A 16,545-nucleotide genomic window follows, 5' to 3' on the forward strand; every position below is an offset into this window, starting at 1 on the left:
GCGCTGAGTGTATGAAGCGGCGGTTAACACGACAATACAGAATGCTCCGCAACCCGGCGCTATTCATGCCTGCTCACCACGCTTAACGTTTTAGTGGCAAGAAACCGCTAAAAAAGCCTCACAGACCGCGCAATACACCAGCTTAAGTTACAGCGAACGCTATGCCGCAAACGTCAGTGCTGCTCGCTGTGCGCGCAGTAACAAAATTGCGCGCTGCGTCTTTACAGCTAAGGCCATTTCACGCAATGTGAGCGCAATACAATTAATGAGATCTCACTATGACCTTAGCGGCTGTTTCTCTGAGTGAAGTGCTGGCGCGCCGTGACTGGGAAAACCCGGTGATCACCAGCCTGCATCGTCTTGATGCCCATCCACCGTTTGCCAGCTGGCGTGATGAAGCCAGCGCGCGCGATGGCCATCTCTCACCTGCGCAGCAGTTACTGAACGGCCAGTGGGCCTTCAGCTATTTCACTGCGCCGGAAGCCGTGCCGCACAGCTGGCTGTTGCAGGACCTGCCAGATGCCGCGACGCTGCCGGTGCCCGCCAACTGGCAGTTGCACGGCTACGACGCGCCGATTTACACCAACGTGCAGTACCCGATTCCGGTCAATCCCCCTTTGGTGCCGCGCGAGAACCCCACCGGATGTTACTCGCTCACATTTAAAGTTAATGACAGCTGGTTACGCCACGGACAGACGCGCATCATCTTTGATGGCGTAAGCTCGGCCTTTTACTTGTGGTGTAACGGACAGTGGATTGGCTATTCACAGGATAGCCGCTTACCGGCGGAATTTGACCTCAGCCACGTGCTGCAGCCGGGGATCAATCGTCTGGCGGTGATGGTGCTGCGCTGGAGCGACGGCAGCTATCTGGAAGATCAGGACATGTGGCGCATGAGCGGCATTTTCCGCGACGTGACGCTGCTGCACAAACCGGACACCCGCCTGAGCGATGTGCAGATCGAAACCGCACTCAGCCCGGAATATCTGCGCGGCGATCTGCGGGTAAGCGTCAAAATCCATGCCGGCGCGCGCCCGCTCAGTGCGTGTCGGGTGCGCGTCACGCTATGGCGCAACGGTGACTGTATCGCACAACACGAACAACCGCCGGGCAGCGCCATCATTGATGAACGGGGGCACTATCCGGAACGTGCGCTGCTGGTGCTACCGGTCACGCAACCGCTGTTGTGGAGCGCTGAAACGCCGCATCTCTACCGCGCGGTGGTGTCGTTGCTCGACAGCGCTGGCGAGGTGATCGAAGCCGAAGCTTACGACGTGGGTTTCCGTCGCGTCAGCATTGAACATGGCCAGCTGTGCCTCAATGGCAAGCCGCTGCTGATACGCGGCGTCAACCGCCATGAGCACCATCCCGAGCGCGGTCAGGTGGTGGATGAAGCCAGCATGCGTCAGGACATTGAGCTGATGAAGCGCCACAACTTTAACGCGGTGCGCTGCGCCCACTATCCTAACCATCCGCTGTGGTATCGGCTGTGTGATGAGTACGGCCTGTACGTGGTGGACGAAGCCAATATCGAAACGCACGGCATGCAGCCGATGAACCGCCTCTCCGACGACCCGCGCTGGTTTGCCGCCTATAGCGAACGCGTAACGCGCATGGTGCAGCGCGATCGCAATCATACCTGCATCATTATCTGGTCGCTGGGCAATGAGTCCGGCCACGGCAGCACGCACGATGCGCTCTACCGCTGGGTGAAAAGCAGCGACAGCACGCGCCCGGTGCAGTATGAGGGCGGCGGTGCCAACACGGCGGCCACCGACATTTTGTGCCCGATGTATGCGCGCGTCGATCAGGACCAGCCCTTCCCGGCGGTGCCGAAGTGGTCGCTGAAAAAGTGGATCGGCCTGCCGGATGAAGCGCGTCCACTGATTTTGTGCGAATACGCTCATGCGATGGGAAACAGCTTTGGCGGCTTTGCCAAATACTGGCAGGCGTTTCGTCAGTTCCCGCGTCTGCAGGGCGGCTTTGTCTGGGACTGGGTCGATCAAAGTCTGACGCGCTATGACGAACATGGCCAGCCGTGGCAGGCGTACGGCGGCGATTTTGGGGACACGCCCAACGATCGTCAGTTCTGCATGAACGGGCTGGTATTCGCCGATCGCACGCCGCATCCGGCGCTGTTCGAAGCGCAGCGTGCCCAGCAGTTTTTCCAGTTTGCACGCCATCCCGACGATGCGTATCGCGTGACCGTTACCAGCGAATACCTGTTCCGCCGCAGCGATAACGAACGGCTGCGCTGGTGGATTGAGCAGGACGGCGTCACGCTCTGCCACGGTGAATTCGTACTGGATCTCGATGCAGAGGGCAGCCACACCTTCACGGTGCCCGCGCCGGATGCGTTGCAGGGTGAAGCGTGGCTTAATCTCGCGGTGCACCAGATTGCTGCCACGTCCTGGTCAGCGGCGGATCATTGCGTGGCGTGGGATCAGTGGGCGCTGCCCGCAGCCCTGCCCGCGCCGCTGCCGCAGCTCAGCGCCAGCGCCCCGCTGCTGGAAACCAATCACAATCTGGTGGCGGTAGTGCTGCCGACCCAGCGCTGGCACTTCTGTCGCCGCAGCGGCGTGCTGCTGCAGTGGTGGGTGAACGATCGTGAAACCATGCTGACGCCGCTGGAGGAGTGTTTTGTTCGCGCGCCGATCGATAACGATATCGGCACCAGTGAAGCCGCCAGTATCGACCCTAACGCCTGGGTCGAGCGCTGGAAACGCGCAGGCTACGATCGGCTGCAAACAGAGTTGCTGGCGATGCAGGTCGACAGCCTGCAGCACGGCGTGCAGATTGAAACCTGGCATCGCGTACTGGGTGACGGCCAGCACCTGTTTACCAGCCACAAGCGCTACCTGATCAGCGGCAGCGGCGAACTGACCCTCAGCGTTGATGTTCAGCAGGCCGCCGGTTTGCCGCCGCCGGCGCGCATTGGCCTGCGCTGCCAGCTGGCTCACGTCCCGCAGCAGGTGAGCTGGCTGGGACTGGGGCCCCATGAAAACTATCCGGATCGTCAGCTGGCGGCGCAGTTTTCACGCTGGCAGCTGCCGCTCGCGGCGCTCAGCACCGGCTATGTCTTTCCCGGCGAGAATGGCCTGCGCTGCGGCACGCACCAGCTGGACAGCGGCAGCTGGCAGGTGAGCGGCAACTTTGCCTTCTCGATCAGCCGTCATAGCCTTGAGCAGCTGCGCGCCGCCTCGCACCGCCATCTGCTGCAGGACGAACCCGGCTGCTGGCTGCATCTTGACGGCTTCCACATGGGCGTTGGCGGCGACGATTCGTGGAGTCCGAGCGTCAGCCCGGAGTTTTTGCTTTCTCAGCGGCGCTGGCACTATGCGCTGACGCTGCGTCAGCCGGTTTAGTGGCGGCCGGGCTGAGCGGCTTTAGCTCCGTTTTCGGCCGGCGATAGAAGCGCTGCAGCAGCAGCACGTTGAGCAGCACGACAATCGCGGTGGCGAAAAATACCCAGCGGTAACCGCTGACGGCAGAAACCGCGGCGCCCAGCAGCGGTCCGGCAACGTTACCCAGGTACATAAACGACTGGTTGTAGCCGAAGATGCGCCCGGTAACGTTATCGCGCGAATGGCGCACCAGCAGGGTTTGCACCGCCGGCATCATCGCGCCATCGGCAAAACCAAGCAGGAAACGCAGCACGCCGAGCTGCGTGGCGCTGGTGACAAACGACATGGCAATCAGCAGCAGCAGCGAGGCGATCATCGTCGCCAGCAAAATACGCTGGGTACCGATGCGATCGCCGAGCTTGCCGAGGCGCGGTGCGGCAATCAGCGCCGACACGCCGGGCAGCGCAGCAATCACGCCGCTAAGAAAGGCGATGTTCTGCGCATCCGGTGCCAGCTCACGCACGAACAGCGTCAGGATAGGATTCACCGAGCCGTTACACATCTGAATCACCATGGTGGTGACGAACAGGCAGAACATCAGGCGTGGATTATCGAGGCTGCGAAACACTTCGCGGCCGCTGAGTTTGTCCTGCTTGCTCACCGGCGTGTAGCCGGTCTCCTTAATCAGAAACAGCGTTACCAGAAAGCTGACCATCAGCAGCACCGCGGTAACGATAAACACCATGCGCAGGCCCAGCCAGTCGGCCAGCAGACCGCCAATCATCGGCCCGAGGATCACGCCGCCAATTTGTCCGGTCGACACGCAGCTCAGCGCCCAGCCGCTGCGCTCACGCGGTACCTGAGCCGCCACCAGCGCCATGGCGTTAGGTATATAACCGGACGTCAGTCCCATCAGCGCGCGCAACAGCAACAGCTGCCACGCCTGGGTGACAAACGCCTGCAGCAGAATCACCGCGCCCATGCCAAACGAGGCGCGCAGCAGCATCAGCTTGCGGCCTTTGCGATCGGCGAGACTGCCCCATAGAGGGGCCACGGCGGCGGAGACAATAAAGGTGACGCTGAAGGTCAGGCCTGACCAGATACTCAACGCGTTGCCGCCACGAATCCCCAGCTCTTCGACGTAAAGCGGCAGGAAAGGAATGATTTGGCTGATGGCCAGGCCGGTAAAAAAGCAGCCAAACCAGACGGATATCAGGTTGATCTTCCAGGATTCGATGGAGCGTAACATGGGCGCTGAAGTCAGAAAATGAAATGAGGTTTCAGTCTAACAATCTCGTAACATTACCGGACGGCAAAACATGGCATCGGGCTAAAAACGCAGTTTTACGCTGCCGGGCGTGATTCTGCTCACAGCAAATAGGGAAATGCGGCGCTTTTGTAGTGTCTTTATGTGCGGTTAACCACAACACGGCTCAATAAGCGCATCGCGGGAGGGAGGAAACGTGAAAAAATATGACGATTCGTTACTGACAATATTCCACACCGCATCTATGTTTAAAAAATCACCAGTTATCCCTGGCGACGCGCTGCCCGTCCTGGACAGTCCGCATGCTTAACTCAGGTTTTCAGTGGCTACCCGTCGCGGGTGGCAGGCTTCGTTGTCTCTGCGGAGGTCGGCTATGAGAACGCACCATGACAGCGCCAGTCGGGCGATTACCGACTACTTCAACAGTCCCGCCTGGCACGCGCCGCACGAGAGCGATTTGCTGGCGGCCATCATGCGCGAGTTGATGGATGACGGCCAGCCCGCGACCAATAAGGCGGTGATTGCGCGCGTGATTACCCGGCTGGAGGTTGAGGGTGACGAGCAGCGCTTGCAGAGTTATCGCAACCTGCTGGCGCAGCTGCTGGAAGCGGGGCCGCAAACGTAGCGGCCACCGCGCTTATTTTACCGCGCGCAACTGGTCGGCTTCGCTGACCACCGCTTTACCGCTCTGACGCTGATACAGGCACAGTTCACGCCCCAGCTGATTTTTCATGTGCTTCTGCGGATAACGGCCTTCCAGCAGCAGCGCGTCATAACCGATGCTGTCGTCATACATGATCGGCTTGCCCACCACTTTTACCGCTTTAAGACCGCTGGCCTGCAGGCAGGCCTGCTGCAGGTTTTTGTCGTGCTGCTGCCATGCTGCTTCGCTTGAGGCCTGTGCCAGCGGGCTGAGCAGCACGGTTAAACACAGTGTTCGGGTCAGGTATTTCATCGTCACTCCTGATTAATGTTCAATCTGTTGATTTGCCAGCCGTTGAGTCGCGACGCTCAATACATGACGGTGATACAAGCGTGGCGGGCAAACGACAGCGAAAAAAATTCCCGCCGCAGCGGGAAGAAACAAGACGAGCATTGCATATTCGAGAGTGACGAGGAAATCTTCGTAATGCGCAGCTATCCTCGCCCGCCGTCATGACAGCCCGATGACAATGCCGTGTCTGTTTGCTGTTATCCGCAGTAGACCCGGGAAATTTTCCCGCTCTGATCGCCGAGGAAATTCAGACGACGCAGATTAAAGTCCATGGTGGCAGCACCGTTCCATGGAATGGCGCGCACCGGTACCGCAAAACGCTGGGTATCGAGCGAGCTCAGCGGCTGGCCGAGGGTGTTCTGGTACTGCGAGGCGCCGCACTGGTCGGCTTCCGGATCGTGGCTGGCGGCGTGACTGCTGTCCGTTTTACTGGCCGACTGACAGGCCGTTAAGGCGAGCATCGCTGTCAGCAGCAGCGCTTTTCCATAATGGTTCACAATTTTCTCCTCCTGGATAATGAACAAGCGGGTTCCTGAGAGTAACAAAGCGTGCCGCCGATGCGAAAATTTTTCCAGCAGACTGGTCGCATTGCGTGACAAAAAGCGCGATCTTCCGCTCACTTTTTCGGATTAATCGCACGCTCTGTCTAAAAATCACCCTCTCAGACGCTACAATTATCTAAGATTTTTCTGAGGATATAATGATGGAACTGGCTATTTTTATCGGCTTTGCCATCGTGATGACCTTCGTGGCCGTCCGGGTGCGTTAAGCCTCGCTGATTTTTGCGTTCTGCAGTTGCGCAATGAACGCCGCAAGCGGCATGGGTCGTCCCAGAAAGTAGCCCTGCCCTTCTTCGCAGGAGAGCGCCTTCAGCGCGTCCAGTTGCGCAGCTGTTTCCACCCCTTCCGCCGTGATGGTGAGGGCAAAAGCGCGCGCCAGCCCGACAATGCCTGCCACCACCGACTGCGCCTGCGTCGATTCCGGGAACTCTTTCATCCATGAGCGATCAATCTTCAGTCCGTTAAACGGGAAGGTTTTCAGATAACCCAGCGCGGCATAGCCGGTGCCAAAATCATCAACCGTTAGCCGTACGCCCAACGCGCGCAGCCCCTGCATAATTTCCAGCGCGCGCTCGGGATTCTCAAAGGTTACGTTTTCCGTGATCTCCAGTTCCAGCCGCGTGGCCGGCAGGCCGCTGGCTGCCAGCGCATGGGCGACGCGTGCCACCAGATCGACATGACGAAACTCCACTGGCGAGATATTCACCGACACATAGCGCTGCTCGCCCCAGTCGCGCGCATCCAGACAGGCGCGCATCAGCACCCAGTCACTAATGGCGGCAATCAGCCCGTTCTCCTCGGCCAGCGGGATAAAGCGATCCGGCGTGATCCACACATCTTCTTCCACCTGCCAGCGAATCAGCGCTTCGGCGCCCACCAGCTGACCGCGCTGCAGCTGATAGCGCGGCTGATAATGCAGGGTAAAAGCGTCACTGCGCAGCGCCGCCTCGATCGCCTGCACCATGTCGCGCTTTGACTGTAAATGGCTGGCCATATCCGTGGAGTACCACTCCCAGCGATCGCGCCCGGCGCTGCGTGCCTGGTCGAGCGCAATATCCGCCAGCCGCAGCAGTGCTTCCGGCTGGCTGGCATCCTGCGGCGCACACACAATCCCCATGCTGGCGCTGAGGTTCAGCTGGTGCAGCTGGCAGACAATTGGCTGATGTAACGCATGTTGCAGGGAGCGGCAGCGCGACTCCAGCGCCGCCCGGCTGGCTTCGCGCAGGATCAGGATAAATTCATCGCCCCCCAGCCGTGCCGCCAGCTCGTCCGGGCCGATCAGATTCTGCAGCCGCTGCGAAATCTCGTTCAGCACCGCATCACCGACCGCGTGGCCCCAGGTGTCATTGATCGGTTTGAACTGATCGAGATTGAGGTTGATGACAAACAGCGGTTGCTGCTCGCTGGCGCTCTCCAGATGCAGCGTCAGGAACTCCTGCAACTGCATACGGTTGGCGAGGCCGGTCAGCAAATCGTGGCGCGACAGGAACTGGATGCGCGCTTCGGCATCGACTTCCTGCGTCACGTCCGATACCGTGCCGCGAAATCCGGCGCGCAGGCCGTTACGCCGGATCACCCGCGCCGCCAGCTGGCCAATGCGCCGCTCGCCGCTGGCGGACAAAAACTGACAGCGCAGCGGCAGCGACTGTCCCTCCTCGCCGTGCCGCTGCAGCCACGCCACCAGCGAATGGCTGGGATGGCTGAGCAGCTGGTCGAGAGGACGGCCGAGCCAGCGCTTCACGTCGTGGCCGGTGACATGGGTAAAGCGCGACGATAAATAGCACAGCCGTCCCCGATCGTCCGTTTCCCAGATCCAGTCCGAGGCGGCTTCCGCCAGATCGCGAAAGCGCTCTTCGCTGTTAGCCAGTTCGCGCTGACTCAGCGTCAGCATTTCAAAGCGGCGATCGGAGATGGCGGCGTTGCGCAGCGCATGGCGAACCACGCGACGCGTCACCAGCGCGATGGTCAGCGCAGTGAACAGCAGCAGCGGTAGCAGCAGCCAAACCAGGCCGTTGCCCGGCTGCCGCGCCTGCCAGCGAAGCACCACCGATTCTCCCTGCATCGCCGCTTCCATCATCCGCGGTTCCGCCTGCGCATCCTGCGGGTTGCGGGCGACACGCGGCGCCAGGATATTGAGCTGCTGTCCCAGCGCCTGCAGCTTGTCCGGCGTCACGACGTTAACGAACACCATGACCGACGCCGGACCGGAAAGCGTTGGCAGATGCGGCACTTTACCGACGCTAATCGGCATCGCCGCCACCATTGCCGGCTGCTGGTTAATCAGCACGTTGCGCGTCACGCCGTCCAGCGGCTGGCTGCGCGCGGCGGCGATCAGCGGCGTGCCCGGCATGCCCAGCCAGTTGTCGAGCGTGGTCTCACTCAGTGCTCCCTTTACCAGCGCATAGCGCGTCTTCCCTGTCCCATCAATCACGAACACGCCGTCATAGTGATATTCGCGAAACAGCGCAGCGCCAAAATTTCCCTCATCCCACGCCCAGTGTTTATTAACCCTGAGATGCAGGTTTTTCCACGCTTCGCCCCAGCTGGCGTAATCGCGCAGGTTAATCAATATTTCATGCTGCCCGGTCCGCCACGCCTGCCGCAGCAGATTTTCGTCCTGACGCATGGCATCGCCGTTCTGCCGGTGCGCAATCAGCAGCACCATCAGCATCGAGAGCAGCATCACGCCAAACAGCAGTGACGTCAGCGTGCGCAGGCTGCGGCGCGTTGCGCGCACGGTATGTGCTTCCATGTTGGCGCTGGCAGGCAGCGTGGCGTGCCGGTGATACTCAGAATTCATGCGTCATGCTCGCGAAACAGAGGCCATAAAAGAGGTGAAAGCGGGAGCCATCATGTTGCCGCATCGCCTGTTGTTATGTGTTGGGTTATCGGCGCAGCTGGCAGCAGATTTAGTCTTAATGGTGGAATATTTGACCAGGCGAAAATGTCCGCACACGCACCTCGACAGCACCGATAGCCATTGCTACTATGCGTCTTCCTCTGCCCGCTGAGTCGCCTATGGACACCCAATCCGACAAAGTTACGTTAACGCTGTTTTACGTGGGTAGCTTTGTGGTTTATTACCTCGTGACCATGCTGATTACGCTGTTTCCCAATTACGGGGCGCTGCGCAATAACGGCTTGCTGGTGCCCGTATTGTGTCTGTTCGAGTTTGCGGTGATCTATCCGCTGTACCGTTTCTACTGCCAGCGCCGCAACGACATTCCGCTGGGCTTTCTGCGCCCCGGCCAGACGCTGCTGTTTATCACTGCGCTGTTTGTGCTGATGGTTGCGCAGACGCAATTCCTGCAGCCGGAAGGCTGGCTGATTGAACAGAGCCAGCAGGGGCGCAGCTCGATGCTGATCCTGCTGCTTACCGCCGTGCTGCTGGCGCCGGTGTTTGAAGAAGTGCTGTTTCGCGGCTTCCTGCTGCAGGCGTTTCTGCTGTGGGCCCCCAGAAGCCGCTTTGCCTGTATGCTGCTCACTTCGCTGCTGTTCGCCGCGTTACACACGCAGTACGTGCACTGGGAAACCATCGTTGCGCTGACGCTGTTCTCGCTGCTGCTTTGCTATGCACGTCTGCGCAGCAACAGTCTGGCGCTGCCGATTTTCCTGCATACGCTGAATAACCTGATCGCCATCCTGCCCGCCTGGTTCTACGCCTGATCCCCTTCACTGTTTGTTAACGATGCCATCAATTTCCCTGCGTTTTCAGGTACTATCGCCTTTTAGCCCGCAGAAATGATGGTCGGAAGCGCTAATGATTACCATGCTGGATGTGGCCCGCAAAGCGGGTGTTTCTAAAGCCACCGTGTCGCGCGTGCTGGCGGGCAACCGCTACGTCAGCAAATCCACGCAGCAGAAAGTGTTTCAGGCGATAGAGGAAACCGGCTACCGCCCGAATCTGCTGGCGCGCAGTCTGGCGACGCAGAAATCGCAGAATATCGGCCTGATCGTCACCCATTCACTGTTTAACGGCCCCTATTTCAGCGAGCTGCTGTATCAGACCGCCACGCTGACCAATAACTATGGCCGCCAGCTGATTCTGGCCGATGGCAAAACCTGCGCGGACGATGAGCGCGCGGCGATTGAGTTTCTGCTCGATTTACGCTGCGACGCCATCATCATTTACCCGCGTTTCCTCGATACCGCCGCGCTGGAAGCGATTATCGACCAGCACGACATCCCGATCATGGTGGTGAACCGCCGTCTGACGCAGCACGCGGCAAACTGCGTCTGGGCCTCGCACCAGCAAAATACCCGCGATGCGGTGAACTACCTGATTGCGCGCGGTCACCATGACATCGCCTTTATTACCGGCCTGTCGGGATCGCCGACCGCCGACGCGCGTCTGGCTGGCTATCGTCAGGCGCTGGCCGACCATCAGCTACCGTATGAAGCGGCGCGGATATTGCCGGGCGCGTGGACGCCGGAGAGCGGTCAGGCAGCGGCGCGCCAGCTGCTGAGCGCCGGCGTGCCGTTCAGCGCGCTGATGGCCAGCAATGACGATATGGCGATTGGGGCCGCGCTGGCGCTGAGTGCGGCGGGCAAACGGCTGCCGCAGGATGTGTCGCTGATGGGCTTTGACGATATTCGCATGGCCGAATTTTTCCTGCCGCCGCTCACCACGGTTCACGTGCCGGTGGCGGAGATGATTCAGCACACGCTGGCGCAGCTGGTGGCGATGCTGGAGGGCGAAGCCATTGCGCCGCTGCCGCCGTTCAGCGGACGGCTGATTGAGCGCGCCTCCGTGGCCGATGGGCCATTTCGCCGCTCATAACGCCTGATCGCCGTCATCATGTTTGACCAGCCACTGCTCCAGCCGCTGCAGCGTGGCAGCCTTAACGCTCTCCTGCGGGCGCACCAGATAATAGGTGTGCCCGCCACAGTCCAGCTGATAATCCTCCATGGCGATCAGCGTGCCGGCCTTCAGCTCCGCTTCCACCAGCACGCGCTGCGCCAGCGCAATTCCCTGCCCTTCAATGGCGGCCTGATAGGCCAGCGCCGAACTCTCCATCTGCCGCCGGTGCGGCAGCGCGTCCATTTCCACGCCGAACGCTTCGCACCAGCGCTGCCAGTCATCGGGCCGTCCGCGCACCAGCAGCAGCGTATGCTGCGCCAGCCCGGCCAGGTGCATGCTGGCGCGCCGGTCAGCCGTCGGACGGCACACCGGCACCAGCACGTTTTTCACCAGCGGCGTGGCGTGCTGCTGCGGCCAGTTGCCGTCACCAAGCCGGATCGCCGCATCGCAATCCACCGTATCGTCCCAGTCAGACGCGGTCGTCAGGCGCACGTCAATCGCCGGATGCGCCAGCTGAAACTGTGCCAGCCGCGGAATCAGCCAGCGGGTAGCAAACGTGGTGAACGAGTGCAGCCGAATCACTGCCCGGCCAGCATTACGCTGCAGCGTGCTGCTTGCCAGGCGAATACCGTCGAGGTGCTGGCTGATTTGCAGAAAATAGGCGTTGCCGGGCAGCGTTAATACCAGCCCGCGTCCCTGACGCTGAAACAGCGCCGTGCCAAAGTACTCTTCCAGCAGGCGAATCTGACGACTCACCGCGCCTGGCGTCACCGACAGGCCATCAGCCGCCGCCCGCACGCTGCCGCTGCGGGCGACATATTCAAACGCCAGCAAGGCATTCAGGGGTGGCAAATCACGCATCAGTTAACCGTTCAGTTTTTCTCAATGGTGGAGCAATTTTAATCGATTGTGGCGAAAAGGCCAGACGCGCATCATTTCTGCACATGGGCAGTCGGCCCGACAACGCTGGCTGCTAAGCATCAATTCTGACACCGGAGCATACCCAATGATTAAAGTCACCAATCCTGCCGACGGCAGCCTCGTCGGCGAAGCGCCGTTCATGCACCACGACGAGGTCGCGGCCGCCATCGATCGCACCTGTGCCGCGTTTCCGGCATGGGCGGCAAAAAGCGCGAAACAGCGCAGCGACCTGCTGCGCGGCTGGTACGATCTGGTACGCGCCGATAAGCACCTGTTTGCTGAACTGATGGTCAGGGAGAACGGCAAATGCCTGAGCGAAGCGCTGGGCGAAATCGAATACGGCCTCGGCTTCATTGAGTGGTATGCGGAAGAGGCCAAACGCGTCAACGGTGATACTTTGCCGTCGCACGATGCCAGCGCCTCCGTGCTGGTGGTGAAGGAGCCGGTCGGCCCGACCGCCGCCATCACGCCGTGGAACTTCCCGTTCATGATGATCACCCGCAAAATCGCCACCGCGCTGGCGGCGGGCTGCACCATGATCATCAAACCGGCAGAAGAGACGCCGCTCACCGCGTATAAGCTGCTGGAGTATGCGCGTCAGGCCGGCATTCCCGCTGGCGTGTTTGAGATGGTGACCGGCGACCCGCAAGCCATCGGTGAAGCTTTTACCAGCGATACGCGCATCCACAAAATTTCTTTCACCGGTTCCACCCGCGTCGGCAAACTGCTGGCACAGCAGTGCGGCGCCACGCTGAAAAAGATGACCATGGAGCTGGGCGGCAACGCACCGTTTATCGTCTTCGCCGACAGTCCGCTGGAGGAGAGCGTGGCCGGGCTGGTCAGCGCCAAACTGCGCAACTCCGGCCAGGTGTGTATTTCACCTAACCGCATCTTTGTGCATGACGCGATTTACCATGCCTTTGTGGAGCAACTGGTGAACGCGGTCAGCGAGATCCGCGTTGATCAGGGCATGCAGCAGGAATTTGTGGTTGGCCCGCTGATTAACCGCATGGCGCTCGATAAAGTCACCGCGCTGGTGGACGATGCGCTAGCGCAGGGGGCGACGCTGCGCCTCGGTGGCAAGCCACACGCGAAGGGCGGGCTGTTCTATGAGCCCACCATCCTGTGCGATCTGGACGCTTCGTTTGCCGTGCACAACACCGAGATTTTCGGGCCGGTGTTTGCTGTTTACCGCTTCAGCGATGAAGAGCAGGTGATTCGCTGCGCTAACGACACCGAATACGGCCTGGTGGCTTATGCGTGGACGCGTGACGTTGGCCGCGCTTTCCGCCTGGCGAAAAAACTGGAAGCCGGCATGGTGATCCTCAACTCCGGCTCGGTCGGGACGGCATCGGTGCCGTTTGGCGGCATCAAGCAATCCGGCTACGGTCGCGAAGGTGGCCATTACGGTATCGAAGAATATGTCCAGGTGAAATATGTGCTGATGGCGGGACAGCACCGTTAATCAGCCTGCAGCGCGGCGATGCCTCCAGTGAGGTGCCGCCGCGCCGCGCGTTAGTATTCCACCTCCGCATCCGGCTGTGCGCCGTTGTTGCGGATCAACTGCTGATACCAGAAAAAGCTCTTCTTGCGATAGCGCGCCAGATCGCGCAGATCGTGCTCATCACGGTTAACGTAGATAAAGCCGTAGCGCTTGCTGATGCCCTGATGGGTGCTGACCAGATCGATCGCCGACCACGGACAGTAGCCAAACAGCTCCACGCCATCGGCAATCGCCAGCCGCAGCTGAACGATATGCTCGCGCAGATAGGCTATGCGGTAATCGTCGTACACTTTGTTGCCCGCCTCCAGCGTGTCGAACGCACCCAGACCGTTTTCCGTCACAATCAGCGGCAGGCGATAGCGTGCGTAGATCTCGCGCGCGGTGATGCGGAAACCGACCGGATCGATATACCAGCCAAACTGATTCTGCTGCAGATGCGGATTGTTGCAGCCGACGTACACCGACTTGTCGATGCCGGCCATCTGCTGGTCAGCCTGCTGCTTGCTGTTGAGCTCGCCGCGCGCGACCTCAGGCATGTCGGCACTGACGGTGGCCGACGCATAGTAGTTGAAGGCGATAAAGTCCGGCTGGCCAGCGGCGATGGTCGCCATATCCTCCGCCTCAATGTGCGGCAGCCAGCCGCGCTGCTGCAGAAACGCCCACACCACATTGTTGTAATGGCCATGCACCGCCAGGTCGAGATACAACCAGTTGCGGATCGCCGAAAAGTTATCGGCGGCCAGTACATCTTCCGGTCTGGCGCTGGCGGCATAGATACAGGAGATGTTCGGTGCCGGGCCAATTTTGGCCTGCGGCAAAAGCTGATGACAGGCGATCATCGCTTTGGCCTGCGCCAGCATCATATGGTGGTTCTGCTGATAGAGCGTCTTCTGCGCATCCCCGGTGCCCGCCGGCAGCGTGCCAATCACTTCGCCTTTGAGGATCATCATGTTCTGTTCATTGATGGTCAGCCAGTATTTCACCTGGTCGCCGAAGTGCTCAAAACAGGTGATGGCGAAGCGCTCAAAAGCGGCCACGGTGCGCCGGTTCGACCAGCCGCCATCCTGCTGCAGCGCCCACGGCAGGTCGAAGTGATAGAGCGTGACCAGCGGCTCAATGCCGTGACGGCAAATCTCATCAATCAGCTGCTGATAAAATGCAACGCCCGCCGGATTAAGCTCGCCGTCACCCTGCGGATAGATGCGGCTCCAGGCGATGGAGAATCGGTAGGTTTTTAACCCAAGCTCCGCCAGCAGCGCGATATCTTCCCGGAAGCGATGATAGTGATCGCTGGTGACGGTAAAGTCCGTCATGCCCTCAGGAAAGTGGCTTTTATCGATCACCGACGGCCCTTTGCCGTCCTCGTTCCAGGCGCCCTCCACCTGATACGCCGAGGTTGAAGCGCCCCACAGAAAGCCCTGCGGAAACGCACCGGGATTGTGATGTTGCATACTGCCTCCTTGTTAGTCTGCAGCCAGCTCGCGCCGCAGCTGGATAATCTCTTCCGCCAGTTCACGGCACAGCATGGCGTTCATCAGGTGATCCTGCGCGTGGACCATGATCAGATTGACCGGAATTTTGCCGCAGCCTTCGTCGGCACCAATCAATTCAGTCTGGATTCGGTGTGCGGCTTTGGCAGCCGCGCTGGCTTCGGTCAGCAGCGCATCGGCGCGCGGCCACTCTTTGCGGCGTGCCGCGCGCAGTGCCTCCATCGCACAGGAGCGCGCCTCCCCCGCCTGAATAATCAGCTCCATGACCGTGCTCTCATCAATTTCCATCATGCCTCCTTAAGCGGTTGCGCTGCGGCGGCCTGCTCCAGCTCCTGCTGCAGCAGCTGCCGTTCGTAAATTTTGAAAAACGGGTAGTAAATCAGCGTGGCGATGGTCACCAGCACGGCAATCAGCACGATGACGCGCCAGTCCCAGCCGGTTGACCAGGCCGCCCCGATGGGTGCCGGCGTGGTCCAGGGGGCCAGCGACACCACGTGGTTAATCAGGTGGGTTTTGGTGGCTGTCCAGGCGAGCGTGGCGTTGACTAACGGCGCGCAGATAAACGGAATGAACAGAGTCGGGTTCATTACCACCGGCGAGCCGAAGATCACCGGTTCGTTGATATTGAACATGCTGGGCACAATGCTCAGCTTGCCAATGGAGCGCAGATGCGCCGACTGGCTGCGCAGGTAGAGCAGCACCAGCCCCATGGTGGAACCGGAGCCGCCGATAACGATGAAGAACTGCCAGAACGGCTCGATAAACACGTGCGTGATCGGCTCTCCGGCGTTGAGGGCCTGCTGGTTGAGGCCAAGGTTTGTCAGCCAGAACGCCTGCAGAATGCCACCAACAATCACCGCACCGTGAATACCGGCGAACCACAACATATGGCACAGCAGCACCGCCACCAGCACCGCTGGCAGGGAATCCGAGGCAGAGATAATCGGTGCAAACAGCGCCATGATCGCCTGTGGCAGCAGCAGACCAAACTGCGCCTGCACCCACAGGCTGAGCGGAAACAGCGTGATGAAAATAGCGATGATGGGAATCAGCAAATCGAACGACTGACGGATTTTGGGCGGTACCTGTTCCGGCAGCTTGAAACCGATGTTGTGCTTTTGCAGAAAGTGCATCAGCTCGGTGGTGAACAGCGCCACCAGAATCGCGGTAAAAATGCCCTCGCCTCCGAGTGAACCGACCGGCAGCGTGCCGTTGCTCTGTGGCGCGGCCACCACCAGAAACGCCATCAGCGCCAGGCTGGCCGCCATGAAGCCGTTCATTTTGTAGCTGTTCGCCAGGTTATAGGCGATAGCGCTGGCGATATACAGCGCCATGATGCCCATGGTCATGTTATACGGCATCATGATTTGCGCTTCATGCGCCCGCACCATGCCGAGCCACCACTGCGCAAACGCCCACGAGCTGTCGGCCGAGAACGGCGGATGGGCGAACAGCAGCATAAACGAGCCGACAATCAGAAACGGCATCGAGGCGATAAACCCATCGCGGATAGCAATCACGTGACGCTGGCTGGAGAGACGTCCGGCCAGCGGACTGATGCGGTTTTCAATCACACCAAATAACGATTCGCTTATGCTGCTCATCGGCGAGCTCCTTGCATCAGGCAACAACAGAATAAGCCTGTGCTACAGCGCACAGGCGCA

13 protein-coding genes are annotated in these 16,545 nt (G+C 60.2%); 5 read left to right on the forward strand and 8 right to left on the reverse strand.

All coding sequences use genetic code 11. The annotated features are described in order from the left end of the window. The first annotated feature begins 278 nt into the window (after window positions 1–278). Entirely contained in the window at window positions 279–3,365 is a 3,087-nt protein-coding gene (locus MXF20_RS16460) for a beta-galactosidase (RefSeq protein WP_325970334.1), read from the forward strand. Here MXF20_RS16460 and MXF20_RS16465 read toward each other — a convergent pair. Further along, entirely contained in the window at window positions 3,298–4,593 is a 1,296-nt protein-coding gene (locus MXF20_RS16465; protein WP_325970335.1) for a multidrug efflux MFS transporter, read from the reverse strand. The two genes, MXF20_RS16460 and MXF20_RS16465, sit on opposite strands and share 68 nt — an antisense overlap. Before the next feature lie 391 nt (window positions 4,594–4,984). On the opposite strand from MXF20_RS16465, the gene MXF20_RS16470 reads away from it, so the two are divergent. Next, window positions 4,985–5,236 carry a biofilm development regulator YmgB/AriR family protein gene (locus tag MXF20_RS16470; RefSeq protein ID WP_325970336.1) on the forward strand — a complete coding sequence of 84 codons (252 nt, stop codon included), beginning with the start codon at window positions 4,985–4,987 and terminating at the stop codon, window positions 5,234–5,236. A gap of 12 nt (window positions 5,237–5,248) precedes the next feature. Here the strand turns inward: MXF20_RS16470 and MXF20_RS16475 are convergent, their stop codons facing one another. The 3 genes from MXF20_RS16475 to MXF20_RS16485 all read right to left on the reverse strand — a co-directional run bounded on the left by MXF20_RS16475 (window position 5,249) and on the right by MXF20_RS16485 (window position 8,965). Continuing rightward, complete coding sequence (locus MXF20_RS16475; protein WP_325970337.1) at window positions 5,249–5,566, reverse strand: hypothetical protein; 318 nt, start codon at window positions 5,564–5,566, stop codon at window positions 5,249–5,251. Between the two features lie 236 nt (window positions 5,567–5,802). Continuing rightward, window positions 5,803–6,102: an I78 family peptidase inhibitor gene (locus MXF20_RS16480; protein WP_325970338.1), complete on the reverse strand. Its 300-nt coding sequence runs from the start codon at window positions 6,100–6,102 to the stop codon at window positions 5,803–5,805. A 268-nt stretch (window positions 6,103–6,370) separates the two neighbouring features. Beyond that, window positions 6,371–8,965 carry an EAL domain-containing protein gene (locus MXF20_RS16485; protein ID WP_325970339.1) on the reverse strand — a complete coding sequence of 865 codons (2,595 nt, stop codon included), beginning with the start codon at window positions 8,963–8,965 and terminating at the stop codon, window positions 6,371–6,373. Window positions 8,966–9,183: 218 nt separating this feature from the next. On the opposite strand from MXF20_RS16485, the gene MXF20_RS16490 reads away from it, so the two are divergent. Both MXF20_RS16490 and MXF20_RS16495 read left to right on the forward strand, forming a co-directional pair. Further along, window positions 9,184–9,831, forward strand: a complete 648-nt coding sequence (locus MXF20_RS16490) for a type II CAAX endopeptidase family protein (protein WP_325970340.1) — start codon at window positions 9,184–9,186, stop codon at window positions 9,829–9,831. Window positions 9,832–9,925: 94 nt separating this feature from the next. Further along, the gene (locus MXF20_RS16495; protein ID WP_325970341.1) at window positions 9,926–10,945 is read left to right on the forward strand and encodes a LacI family DNA-binding transcriptional regulator; all 1,020 of its coding nucleotides are present in this window, start codon (window positions 9,926–9,928) and stop codon (window positions 10,943–10,945) included. Here the strand turns inward: MXF20_RS16495 and MXF20_RS16500 are convergent. Beyond that, window positions 10,940–11,827, reverse strand: coding sequence for a LysR substrate-binding domain-containing protein (locus MXF20_RS16500; protein ID WP_325970342.1), 888 nt, complete (start codon window positions 11,825–11,827; stop codon window positions 10,940–10,942). The two genes, MXF20_RS16495 and MXF20_RS16500, sit on opposite strands and share 6 nt — an antisense overlap. 145 nt (window positions 11,828–11,972) lie before the next feature. On the opposite strand from MXF20_RS16500, the gene MXF20_RS16505 reads away from it, so the two are divergent. Beyond that, window positions 11,973–13,352 carry an NAD-dependent succinate-semialdehyde dehydrogenase gene (locus MXF20_RS16505; protein WP_325970343.1) on the forward strand — a complete coding sequence of 460 codons (1,380 nt, stop codon included), beginning with the start codon at window positions 11,973–11,975 and terminating at the stop codon, window positions 13,350–13,352. 50 nt (window positions 13,353–13,402) lie between these two features. Here MXF20_RS16505 and MXF20_RS16510 read toward each other — a convergent pair whose 3' ends face one another. From MXF20_RS16510 to MXF20_RS16520, 3 genes are read right to left on the reverse strand one after another with little or no spacing between them, the layout of a single operon-like run. Further along, a complete protein-coding gene (locus tag MXF20_RS16510) occupies window positions 13,403–14,842 on the reverse strand; it encodes a glycoside hydrolase family 1 protein (RefSeq protein WP_325970344.1) in 1,440 nt (479 codons plus the stop codon). A 12-nt stretch (window positions 14,843–14,854) separates the two neighbouring features. Continuing rightward, window positions 14,855–15,169, reverse strand: a complete 315-nt coding sequence (locus MXF20_RS16515) for a PTS lactose/cellobiose transporter subunit IIA (RefSeq protein WP_325970399.1) — start codon at window positions 15,167–15,169, stop codon at window positions 14,855–14,857. Further along, entirely contained in the window at window positions 15,169–16,485 is a 1,317-nt protein-coding gene (locus tag MXF20_RS16520; RefSeq protein WP_325970345.1) for a PTS sugar transporter subunit IIC, read from the reverse strand. The genes MXF20_RS16515 and MXF20_RS16520 overlap by 1 nt, the downstream gene beginning before the upstream one ends. Window positions 16,486–16,545: the final 60 nt, after the last annotated feature.

It is taken from the genome of Pantoea dispersa (genome assembly GCF_035783935.1).
GTDB classification, from domain to species: domain Bacteria; phylum Pseudomonadota; class Gammaproteobacteria; order Enterobacterales; family Enterobacteriaceae; genus Pantoea; species Pantoea dispersa_C.